The organism is Micromonospora sp. WMMC415 (genome assembly GCF_009707425.1).
GTDB lineage: Bacteria > Actinomycetota > Actinomycetes > Mycobacteriales > Micromonosporaceae > Micromonospora.
The window spans coordinates 1163149-1174489 of the sequence record NZ_CP046104.1 but is presented as its reverse complement, the minus strand read 5'-3'; the positions used below and the strand labels follow the sequence as shown (position 1 = coordinate 1174489).

General features: G+C 71.8%; 10 protein-coding genes. 2 read left to right on the top strand and 8 right to left on the bottom strand.

Annotation, left to right across the window (positions count from 1 at the left end; translation table 11 throughout):
* Positions 1-56: 56 nt before the first annotated feature.
* Both GKC29_RS05805 and GKC29_RS05800 read left to right on the top strand, forming a co-directional pair.
* A complete protein-coding gene (locus tag GKC29_RS05805) occupies positions 57-719 on the top strand; it encodes an HNH endonuclease family protein (RefSeq protein WP_196255821.1) in 663 nt (220 codons plus the stop codon).
* On the top strand, positions 701-1129 hold the full coding sequence (locus GKC29_RS05800) for a hypothetical protein (protein ID WP_155329829.1): 429 nt from the start codon (positions 701-703) through the stop codon (positions 1127-1129). The genes GKC29_RS05805 and GKC29_RS05800 overlap by 19 nt, the downstream gene beginning before the upstream one ends.
* Positions 1130-1194: 65 nt before the next feature.
* On the opposite strand, the gene GKC29_RS05795 is transcribed toward GKC29_RS05800, so the two are convergent.
* From GKC29_RS05795 to GKC29_RS05760, 8 genes are all read right to left on the bottom strand, one after another.
* Positions 1195-2298, bottom strand: coding sequence for an ABC transporter ATP-binding protein (locus GKC29_RS05795; protein WP_155329828.1), 1104 nt, complete (start codon positions 2296-2298; stop codon positions 1195-1197).
* On the bottom strand, positions 2295-3410 hold the full coding sequence (locus tag GKC29_RS05790) for an ABC transporter ATP-binding protein (RefSeq protein WP_155329827.1): 1116 nt from the start codon (positions 3408-3410) through the stop codon (positions 2295-2297). The genes GKC29_RS05795 and GKC29_RS05790 overlap by 4 nt, the downstream gene beginning before the upstream one ends.
* Positions 3411-3417: 7 nt before the next feature.
* Positions 3418-4380: an ABC transporter permease gene (locus tag GKC29_RS05785; protein ID WP_155329826.1), complete on the bottom strand. Its 963-nt coding sequence runs from the start codon at positions 4378-4380 to the stop codon at positions 3418-3420.
* Positions 4377-5381, bottom strand: coding sequence for an ABC transporter permease (locus GKC29_RS05780; protein ID WP_155329825.1), 1005 nt, complete (start codon positions 5379-5381; stop codon positions 4377-4379). Before GKC29_RS05780 ends, GKC29_RS05785 begins: the two co-directional genes overlap by 4 nt.
* Before the next feature lie 77 nt (positions 5382-5458).
* On the bottom strand, positions 5459-7123 hold the full coding sequence (locus GKC29_RS05775) for an ABC transporter substrate-binding protein (RefSeq protein WP_155329824.1): 1665 nt from the start codon (positions 7121-7123) through the stop codon (positions 5459-5461).
* A gap of 265 nt (positions 7124-7388) precedes the next feature.
* On the bottom strand, positions 7389-7982 hold the full coding sequence (gene recR, locus GKC29_RS05770) for a recombination mediator RecR (protein ID WP_155329823.1): 594 nt from the start codon (positions 7980-7982) through the stop codon (positions 7389-7391).
* Positions 7983-7989: 7 nt separating this feature from the next.
* Positions 7990-8298: a YbaB/EbfC family nucleoid-associated protein gene (locus GKC29_RS05765; RefSeq protein WP_230689043.1), complete on the bottom strand. Its 309-nt coding sequence runs from the start codon at positions 8296-8298 to the stop codon at positions 7990-7992.
* 215 nt (positions 8299-8513) lie between these two features.
* Entirely contained in the window at positions 8514-11216 is a 2703-nt protein-coding gene (locus GKC29_RS05760; protein WP_155329821.1) for a DNA polymerase III subunit gamma and tau, read from the bottom strand.
* Positions 11217-11341 lie beyond the last annotated feature (125 nt).

The following is an 11341-nucleotide window of genomic DNA, read 5'->3' as shown; positions in this document are numbered from 1 at the left end:
GCCGAAACCTTCCCCGGGTACTGTGCGGGATCGCCGGGAGCCCCCAAGCTGGAGAGGTGTCGTCTGTGCGTACCAGATCAGGACCGCGAGCCGCCGCGGCGCTCGCGGCGGCGCTGGCGCTCGGCGTGACCGCCTGCGCGCCGGTCCCGGAACCCGACACGACGCCGACCAGCGACGGCGGGAGCGCCGTGGAGAAGCTGGCCGAGCTGACGGTGGCCGGCGCCGGCTCGATGCGGGGCTACAGCCGCGACCACTTCCCACACTGGCGGGAGACCGGCAAGAACTGCGACGTGCGGGACACGGTGCTCAAGCGCGACGGTGAGGACATCAAGCTCTCCGGCTGCAACGTCGTGGCCGGGCGTTGGGAGAGCGTGTACGACGGCCGCGTCCTCACCGATCCGTCCGACGTGGATGTCGATCACATGGTGCCGCTCGCCAACGCCTGGCGCTCCGGCGCCGACGAGTGGACCGACGCGAAGCGGGGCGACTTCGCCAACGACACCGAACTGCCGCAGCTCATCGCGGTTTCGCGCACCTCCAACCGGGCAAAGGGTGATCAGGATCCGTCCCAGTGGAGGCCGGCGAACCGGTCGTACTGGTGCCGCTACGCGGAGAGCTGGGTCACGGTCAAGCACCACTGGCGGCTCACGGTGACCAGTGCCGAGAAGGCCGCCCTGGCCGAGATGCTGGAGGGCTGCACATGGGCGAGCAAGCCGTGACCGGAGGCGACCCGACCTCGACCACCGCCGGCATGGCGGCGGACGGCAACGCCGGCACCGCGGTGCCCGGTGCCGGCATGAGCGCGGACACCACCGGCGCCCCGGGCGGAGGCACGCCGGGCGCCGGGATGAGCGCCGACGCCGGCAGTCCGGCCGCCGGGCCGCAGGCCCGCATGGCCGACATCGTCCCGGGCCCGGGCGGGGTGATGACCGACGAGGTCGGCGTGGTCACCGGCGAACTGACGCTCCGCACGGAGTACGCCGACGGCCAGGTCACGCTCAGGGTTCAGTATCGGGAGGCGGACGAGTGGTACGCGGTGACCGGCGGGCGGGCCGCCCTGGCCGAGCCCACCGGGCTGGACGCCGTGCACACGATCGCGGTCGCCCTGCTGCACCGTCCCGAAGGCTGACACACAGGTGTTAGGAAGGGCCCCTTCCTATACGCCAGGCGTTAAGAAGGGGCCCTTCCTTCCACTCAGACGTACGAGCCGGGCTCGCTGGGTGCCGACACGGTGTGCGGGTCCTCGCCCTCGTCGAGCGGGCGGGTGATCTGCACCTCGACCTTGTGCGGGCGGAGTTCGCCGCTGGCGATCTGCTCGGCCCAGTGACAGGCCACCCGGCTGCCACCGATCTCACGCAACGCCGGCCGCTCGTCGGCGCAGCGGGTCGGCTGCGCCCACGGGCAGCGGGTGTGGAACCGGCAGCCCGCCGGCGGGTTGGCCGGCGAGGGCAGATCACCCGCGAGCAGGATCCGCTCCCGGCGGTCCTCGACGTCCGGGTCGGGAACCGGCACCGCCGACATCAGCGCCCGCGTGTACGGGTGCAGCGGCTCGGTGTAGAGCCGGTCGCTCGGCGCCTCCTCCACCAGCGCCCCCAGGTACATCACGCCGACGGTGTCGGAGATGTGCCGGACGACGGCCAGGTCGTGGGCGATCACCAGGTAGGTCAGGCCGAGGCTCTCCTGGAGTTCGTCGAGGAGGTTGACCACCTGGGCCTGGATCGAGACGTCGAGCGCGGAGACCGGCTCGTCGGCGACGATCAGTTCGGGCCCGAGCACCAACGCCCGGGCGATGCCGATGCGCTGCCGCTGCCCGCCGGAGAACTCGTGCGGGTAGCGGGAGAGCGCCCAGCGGGGCAGGCCCACCTTGTCGAGCGTCTCGCCGATGATCTTCCGCCGCTCGTCCCGGTTGCCGCCGATCCCGTGGGTGTGGAGGCCCTCGGTGAGGATCGACTCGACGTTCTGCCGGGGATCCAGGCTGGACATCGGGTCCTGGAAGATCATCTGCATCCGGCGGCGCATCGACCGCAGCCTGCCCGCCGGCAGCTTCGTAAGCTCGACGCCGTCGAAGACCACCTCGCCGTCGGTGGGCGGGGTCAGCTGGAGCAGCGCCCGGCCGAGCGTCGACTTGCCGCAGCCGGACTCGCCCACCAGGCCGTACGTCTTCCCGCGCGGGATCCGCAGGTCGACACCGTCCACGGCCTTGACGTGGCCGACGGTGCGGTCGAAGATCACCCCCCGCTTGATCGGGAAGTGCACCTTCAGGTCGCGTACCTCGACGAGGATGTCGTTGTCCGTCACGCTGTCTCCTCCTCGCGCGGGGCGGGACCGAGGCCCGGCACCGCCGGCGGGTCGTTCGGGACGGCCTGCGCCGGCACCGAGCCGGGCTCGGCGTCCGACGGCACCGCGCCCACGATCTCCTCGGCCGGCGTCATCCCGGGCAGCGGCGCCGGGTTGATGCACCGGTAGCTGCGGCCGTCATGGGTGAGCACCACCGCCGGCGGTTCACCCAGGCAGGCGTCGATCCGCCGGGAGCAGCGCGGGGCGAACGCACACCCGTCCGGCCACGACAGCACGTCGCGCACCGAGCCGGGGATCGGGGTCAGTCGCTCACCGCGCCCGCCGTCGAGGCGCGGCACCGAACCGAGCAGACCCACGGTGTACGGGTGCCGCGGCTCCCGGAACAGCGGACGCCGTCGTGCCGTCTCCACCACCCGGCCCGCGTAGAGCACGTTGATGGTGTCGCACATGCCGGCGACCACACCCAGGTCGTGCGTGATCATCACCAGCGCGGTGCCCGAGTCCCGGACCAGCTCCTTGAGCAGCTCCAGGATCTGCGCCTGGATGGTGACGTCCAGCGCGGTGGTCGGCTCGTCCGCGATCAGCAGGCGGGGCCGGCAGGCCACCGCCATGGCGATCAGGGCACGCTGCCGCATGCCGCCGGAGAGCTGGTGCGGGTACTCCTTCAGGCGACGCTTCGGGTCAGGGATGCCGACCCGGTCCAACAGCTGGGCCGCCTCCTTCTCCGCCGCCGCGCCCTTCATCCCGCGGTGCCGGGTGAGCACCTCGGTGACCTGCAATCCGATGGGGATGACCGGGTTCAGCGACGACAGCGGGTCCTGGAAGATCATGGCGACATCGCGACCGCGGATGTCGCGGCGGGACCGGTCGTCGAGCTGGAGAAGGTCGGTGCCGTCGAAGACGGCCTTGCCGCCGACCCGCAGACCCGGCTGCTTGGGGAGCAGCCCCATGATCGCCAGTGAGGTGACGCTCTTGCCGCAGCCGGACTCGCCGACCAGGCCGACGACCTCACCGGCGTCGACGGAGAACGAGACCCCGTCGACGGCGTGCACGGTGCGCTGACCGCGCCGGGCGAAGGTGACGGAGAGGTCGTCCACTTCGAGCAGTGCCATGGCAGACCTACTTCCGCAGCTTCGGGTCGAGGGCCTCGCGCATCGCCTCACCGAGCAGGGTGAAGCCGAGCGCGGTGATGATGATGGCGACCGCCGGGTAGATGGCCAGCCCCGGCCGGACGCCGAGGTACTGCTGCGCGTCGGCGAGCATGACGCCCCACTCGGGCACCGCCGTGTTCGGGTTGCCGAGGCCGAGGAACGAGAGCGCGGCGGCCTCGATGATCGCGGTGGCCAGCGTGAGGGTGGCCTGCACGATCACCGGGGCGAGCGAGTTCGGCACCACGTGGCTCAGCGCGATCTTCGGCTTCTTGACGCCGAGGGAGGTGGCGGCGAGGACGTAGTCGCTGTTGGCCTGAGCGATCATCGAGCCCCGCAGCAGCCGGGCGAAGACCGGCACCGAGACCACGCCGACCGCGATCATCACGGTGGTCAGGCTGGCCCCGAGCAGGGCGGCGATGCTCACCGCGAGCAGCAGGCTCGGCATGGCCAGCAGCATGTCGATGAAGCGCATCAGGACGTTGTCGACGGCCCGCCCCCACCGGCCGCCCAGCCCGGCGGCGGCGCCGGCGACCCCGCCGATCAGCGCACCGATGGCCAGACCGATCAGCGTGGAGACCACGCCCACCAGCAGGGTCTGCCGGGCGCCGACGATCAGCCGGCTGAACTCGTCCCGGCCCTGGTGGTCGTAACCGAGCCAGTGGTCGCCGTCCGGGCCGGGGATGACACCCGGTCGGATCAGGCCCTCCCGGATGCCGATCGTGTCGGTCGGGCTGTACGGGACGAGGAACGGACCGATCAGCGCGACCAGGACGAAGATCGTCAGGATCACCGCGCCGATGATGGCCGCGGGGTTGCGGCGCACCCGCCGGAACGCCTCCTGCCAGAGGCTGACGCCGCGCTCGTCGTCCCGGGCGGCCAGTTCGGCGAGCCGGTCGAGCTTTTCCTTCTTCCTGCCGGTGGTGATCGTCATCGGACCCTCACCCTCGGGTCGATCAGGCTGTAGGAGAGGTCGACCAGGAGGTTCACCAGCACGTACACCACCGCAATGATCATGATGAAGCCCAACAGCACCGGGTAGTCACGCTGGTTGATCGCCTCGGCGATGAAGGCCCCGATGCCGGTGAACGCGAAGACGGTCTCGGTCAGCACCGCACCGGAGAGCAGCAGACCGGTCTGCAGACCGATCGAGGTGACCACCGGGAGCATGGCGTTACGCAGCACGTGCCGGCCCCGGACGGTCCGCTCGGTCAGGCCCTTGGCCTCGGCGGTCCGCACGAAGTCCTCGTTGATCACTTCGAGCACGCTGGCCCGGGTGATCCGGACGATGACCGCGAGCGGGATGCTGGCCAGCGCGAGGCCCGGCAGCACGAGGTGCCAGATGGCGTCGGCGGCGGCGTCCCACTCCCGGGTCAGGATCCCGTCGAGGACGAAGAAGTTCGTGATCCGGGTGGCGTCGATGGTCGGGTCCTGGCGTCCGCTGGACGGGAACCAGCCGAGGTTCTCCGAGAAGATCGCCTTGAGCACGTACGCGAGGAAGAAGACGGGGATGCAGATCCCGATCAGCGAGCCGCCGACGGACAGGTGGTCGAGGAGCCGACCCCGGCGGCGGGCGGCCAGGTAACCCAGCGGGATGCCGATCCCGATCGCGATCACCAGCGCCGTGACGGTCAGCTCGACCGTGCCGGGGAAACGCTCCAGGAACTCGCTGACCACCGAGCGCTTGGTCGAGGTCGAGGTGCCCAGGTCGAGCCGGATCAACCGCCGGACGAAGCGGCCGTACTGCACCAGGATCGGCTCGTCGAGACCCATGCTGCGGCGGATCGCCGCGCGCATCTCGGGCGTGCCGCGCTCGCCGAGGATGGCGGTCTCGGGACCGCCGGGCAGGCGGCGGAGCCAGATGAACAGCAGGAGGGAGAGCCCGAACAGCGTCGGTATCAGCTGCAGCAGGCGTCTGACGATGAACCGGAACACGGTGGCCTCGAAATGGGTGGGGAGGGGCGCGGGCGGACGCTGTCGAAACAGCGCCCGCCCGCGGTCCTTGCGTCAGATCAGGACTTGAACTCGGCGGTGGCGTACCGCTCGTCGGTGAGCGGGCTGGCCTTGATGCCGGTCACGTCCTTGCCGAACACGATCGCCGGCGGCGAGTGCGACACCGGGACACCCGGCAGGAAGTCCATGATGGCCTTGTTCAGGGCCTTGTACTTCTCCGTCCGGGCCGCCTGGTCGGCGGTGGTGTCGGCGTCCTTGAACTGGTCGAAGAGGGCGGGGTTGTTGAAGCCCCACTCGTCCTTCTGCCGGTCGAAGAAGGTGCCGATGAAGTTGTAACCGTCGCCGTAGTCGCCGGTCCACCCGAGGAAGTGCAGGTCGTGCTTGTTACCGGAGGTGGTGGCGTTCAGGTAGTCCGGGCTCCACTTCAGCGGGATCGGCTCGACCTTGATGCCGACCGCCTGGAGGTCCGCCGAGAGCAGCTCGAACAGGTCCTTCGGGTTCGGCATGTACGGCCGGGTGACCTCGGTCGGGTAGTGGAACCGCAGGGTCAGGTTCGACGCGCCGGCCTCGGCCAGCAGCTGCTTGGCCTTGTTGACGTCGTACTCGTACTTGGTGACGTCGCCGTTCCAGCCCTCGACGGTGTCCGGCATGAAGTTCACCGCGACCTTGGCGCCCGGGGGCAGCTTCGAGTCGACCAGGGCCTGGCGGTTGAGCGCGTGCGCGATCGCCTGCCGGACCTTGAGGTCCTTCAGCTTCGGGTTCCCGTTCTGGTTGATCGCCAGGTAGAGGATGTTGAACGCCGGACGGGTCAGGACGTTGAAGCCCTCGCTCTTCAGCGGCTCGACGTCCGCCGGGCCGACCAGGTCGTAGCCCTGGATGTCACCCGAGCGGAGCGCCTGCTTGCGCGCGTTCTCGTCCGAGATCGTCTTGAAGATGATGGTCTTCAGCTTGGCCTTGTTGCCCCAGTAGTCGTCGTTGCGCTCGATGGTGAGCGTCTTGTTGGCGACGTCCCAGGCCTTGAACTTGAACGGGCCGGTGCCGGTCGGGTGCTCCGTCGCGTACGCCGGGTACTTGATGTCCTCGGCGGTGCCACCGACGTTGCTGGCGTCGTACTGCTCCAGCGCCTTCGGGCTGTGGATGGAGAACGACGGCAGCATCAGCGCGGCCGGGATCTTGCTGGAGACCCGGGTGAAGCTCAGGTCGACGGTGGTGGCGTCCTTGGCGGTGCAGGACTTGAAGAGGCTCGGCGGGAGCGTCTCGTCCTCGTTCTTGGCGAAGCCGCCCATGACGTCCTGCCAGTACGCGGTCACGTCCGGGCTCTGCATGAGGCCCTTGGCGTTGTACCAGCGGTCGAAGTTCTTGCAGACGGCCTCGGCGTTGAAGTCGGTGCCGTCGTGGAACTTCACGCCCGAGCGGAGCTTGAAGGTCCACGTGGTGCCGGCGGCGTCCGGAGTCCAGGACTCGGCCAGACCGGGGGTGACCTTGGTGCCACCCTCCTCCGGACGGACCAGCGTCTCGAAGACCTGACGTGCCACACGGAGCGACTCACCGTCGCTGGCGAAGCTCGGGTCGAGCACCTTCGGGTCTCCGGCTACGCCGAAGACGAGGGTGTCCTTCTTGCTACCGCCGGAAGAATCATCGCGGTTGCTCTCGGCGCAGCCGGCTACCGCGAGGGCCGCGACCGCGACAGCCGCGATAGCGGCCTTCGGCCTGGATGCACGCATGGTGCTTCACCTCGTCCTTGGGGGTACGGACAACGCGGTGACAGGGGCCACCGATGGCGGTGACCATAGCTCCCAGGTCGACGGTGCCGAAACTGCCGGGTGGACGGTTGGTATCGGATCGTGTCTTGCCTGCGATCTGGCCGAAGAATCGAAGGTAAACAGCCGGCATCGCCGAACGATCCGCGTCCACGATGCCAAACTGTTACGTCGACTTGACCTTTCTGCCCCCTCGGTGTCAGACCCGCCGAGCCTGCTCAGCGACGCCTCAGACCGCCCGGCGCCCCTCGAAGGCACGGCCCAGCGTGATCTCGTCGGCGTACTCCAGGTCGCCGCCGACAGGGAGACCGCTGGCCAGCCGGGTCACGGCGATGCCCATCGGCTTGACCATCAGCGCCAGGTACGTGGCGGTCGCCTCGCCCTCCGTGTTCGGATCGGTGGCGAGGATCAGCTCCTTCACCGCGCCGCTGCCCAGCCGGGTCATCAACTCCCGAATGCGCAGGTTGTCGGGGCCGATGCCCTCCAGCGGATTGATGGCACCACCGAGCACGTGGTAGCGGCCGCGGAACTCGCCGGTCCGCTCGATGGCCACCACGTCCTTCGGCTCCTCGACCACGCAGAGCACCTCGTCGGTGCGGCGCGGGTCGCGGCAGATCCGGCACTGCTCGGACTCGGCGACGTTGTAGCAACTGGTGCAGAACCGCACCAGCTCCTTGACCTTGCGCAGCGCGCCGGCCAGCCGGTTCACGTCGGCCGGGTCCGCGGACAGGACGTGGAAGGCGATGCGCTGGGCGCTCTTCGGGCCGACACCCGGCAGCCGGCCCAGCTCGTCGATCAGGTCCTGGATGGCGCCCTCGTACATCGGCGGCTCAGAAACCGGGCAGGCCGAGGCCGCCCATCCCGCCCGCGACCGGGCCCATCTTCTTCTCGGTCAGCTCCCGGGCCGCCTCCGCCGCGTTGTGCACAGCCGCGACCACCAGGTCCTCCAGGGTCTCCACGTCCTCCGGGTCGACCGCCTTCGGGTCGATCTTGATGGACTTGAGCTCCCCGGTGCCGGCGACGGTCGCGGTGACCAGGCCGCCGCCCGCGGTGCCGGTCAGCTCCGCCTCGGCGAGCTCGGCCTGCGCCTTGGCGATCTGCTGCTGCATCTTCTGCGCCTGCTTCAGCATCTGCTGCATGTTCGGCTGTCCACCTGGGCGCACGGATGGCTCCTTCTCGCACTCGTCTGCTCGGCCGCCGCCCAGCCTAGTCGCTGGGACTGACCCCTACCGCGCGGCGCTTCCCGCCCGGCCGAGATCCACTCGACGCCGCCGGCTTCGGGGTCTCCGGGCGACAGGACACCGCGATGCCGCCGGCACGGAGTCGATCACCCGTCCACCGGACGTCGGCCCGACTACCGGGCGTCGACCTCGTTGATCTTCTCGGCGCCGAACGCCTCGCGGAGCAGCCGTACCGCCTGCTCCTCGCTGGACTGCCGGGCCGTCCGCTCGTCGATCACCTCGTCCAGCGGCTCGTCGCCCGGGTCGAACCCCTCGTACACCGGGGCGGCCGGCGGGGTGTCGCCACCGCGCACCGGACCGTCGTAGTCCGGGTCGTACGGCGGCTCGCCGGCCCAGTCCGGATCGGCCGTCTGCCGGGCCGCCGGGGTGGGACGCTGCCCCTTGCCGGCCCCGGCCGCCGCCGCGCGGGCGGCGGCGATCGCGCTGCTCACCGACGCGGCGCCGGCCTGCGACACCGCCGGCCCGGCCGGCCTGGGTACGGCGGCCGGCGTAGCCGGAACGGTCGGCCCGCCCGCGTCCTCCGGGGCGGCGCCGGCGTCCGACGGTACGGGCGGGTCAGGGTCAGCCGGGGCCACCGCGCCACCCGGGCGCGCCGCCTGCGGCCAGTCCTCCACGGCCTCGGCGGGCGCGGCGACCGGCGCGGGAGAGGCGCCACCGGGTCGGGCGGGTTCGGGCCAGTCCTCGTCCTCGCCGTCGGCGATTCCGGGCCCGCTCCCGCCGGCCGGCCGGTCACTGTCCGGGCGGGTCGGGGCGGGCAGCGGTGCCGAGCTCGGAGCAGCCGGGGTGGCGGCGGCCTGCCGGGCCGGGGCGGCCGGACGGGAGGGGCCGCCGAGCGGCGCCCCGCCCCGCTCACCGGCAACCTCGCAGCGGATCTGCCAGCGCCCGCCCAACTCCTCGTAGAGCGCGTCGGCGAGCACCGCGGCGTGGTCGGACATCATCCGCGCCAGCACCGACGACTTCACCGTCAGCACCAGCGTGTCACCGTCGAGGTCGCGGACGACCGCGTCCCGCATCAGGGCCGCGATCCGCTTGTTGGTGCGGTTGACCTTGCCGACGACCTCAGGCCAGACCCGACGTACCGCGACCGCGTCCAGGGCACCCGGGGCGGCCGCGCCGGGGCGGGGCGGGGCGGGGGTCACCGGGTCGGGCATCACGGCGGACGGCGGGACCCGGCGAGCCGCGCCCGCGGAGTCAGCCGCCGCGGCAGGACCCCGGGCGTCGGCAGCGACGTCCGCCACCGCACTGGACCCGGCGCTGCCGGCCTGCCCGGCCCCGGCATCCGGACCGGCGTGGGTCGGGGCGTCGTGGACCGGAGACGGCCCGTCGACGCCCGCAGCGGCGCCGGCCCCGGGCTGGGCGGTCACCCCGGCAGGGGCACCGGCGCCGGCGGCCGCACCCGGGTGGGCGGTCGCCCCGGCACGGGCACCGGCGGCGGCACCCGGCTGGGCGGTCGCCCCGGCACGGGCACCGGCACTCGCGGCGGCGGCGCGGGCGGCGGCCACCCCGGACGGGGCGCCGGGAGCCGCCGGCGGGCCGGCGGGGTCGGTCGTGACCGCGGCGGCAGCCGCGGGCGGGGCGGGAGACGCCGCGCGTACCCCCTGGGGGTCGGCGGCGGGCGCGGAGCCGGCGGCGGCCGGCGGCGCGTCGGTGCCGGCGAGCGTGAGCCGGCGCTCCATGCGTTCCAGGCGCTGGAGAAGGCCGCCGGTCGTGTCGTCGGCGCCGGGCAGCAGCATGCGGGCGCAGATCAGCTCCAGCAGCAGGCGCGGAGCGGTGGTGCCGCGCATGTCCACCAGACCGTTGTGCACGATGTCGGCGCACCGGGACAGGGTGCCGGGCCCGAGCCGCTGGGCCTGGGCGGTCATCCGCTCGACCTGGTCGTCCGGGCCGTCGATGAGCCCCTTGGCCACGGCGTCCGGGACCTGCTGGAGGACGATCAGGTCACGCAGCCGCTCCAGCAGGTCGGACGCGAACCGCCGCGGGTCGTGGCCGGCCTCGGCGACCCGGTCGACGGTGGCGTAGGCGGCCGCCCCGTCCCCGGCGGCGAGCGCATCGCACATCTCGTCGATCAGCGCGGAGTCAGTGACGCCGAGCAGCGCGGCGGCCCGGGCGTAGGTGACGCCCTCGGGACCGGCGCCGGCGATGAGCTGGTCGAGCACGGAGAGGCTGTCCCGGGCGCTACCACCGCCGGCCCGCACCACCAGCGGGAAGACCGCCGGTTCCACCTGGACGCCCTCCGCCTGGCAGAGCTGTTCCAGGTACGGCCGGAGGATCTTCGGCGGGATCAGCCGGAAGGGGTAGTGGTGGGTCCGCGACTTGATCGTGCCGAGGACCTTCTCCGGCTCGGTGGTGGCGAAGATGAACTTGACGTACTCCGGCGGTTCCTCGACCAGCTTGAGCAGGGCGTTGAAGCCGGCCGACGAGACCATGTGCGCCTCGTCGATGACGTAGATCTTGAAGCGGCTCTGGGCCGGCGCGAAGAACGCCTTCTCGCGCAGTTCGCGCGCGTCGTCGACGCCGCCGTGGCTGGCCGCGTCGATCTCGATGACGTCGATCGAGCCGGCGCCGTCGGTGGCGAGCGCCCGGCACGAGTCGCAGGTGCCGCACGGCTCGGGGGTGGGGCCGTGCGCACAGTTGAGCGAGCGGGCCAGGATGCGGGCGCTGGAGGTCTTGCCGCAGCCGCGCGGGCCGGAGAAGAGGTACGCGTGGTTGAGCCGGCCGCTACGCAACGCCTGCGACAGCGGCTCGGTGACGTGCTCCTGCCCGATGACCTCGGCGAAGGTACGCGGCCGGTACTTGCGGTAGAGCGCCAGCGCCACGGCGTCCCGCCTCCTCTCGACCGGGCCATTCTGCGCCCGTCCGGCGTGGGTGACCACCCACCACCCCGGCCCGACCTCAGGGCTTCACATGATCGACTCGGGTTGCGGCATCCGGCGGTGCCCGC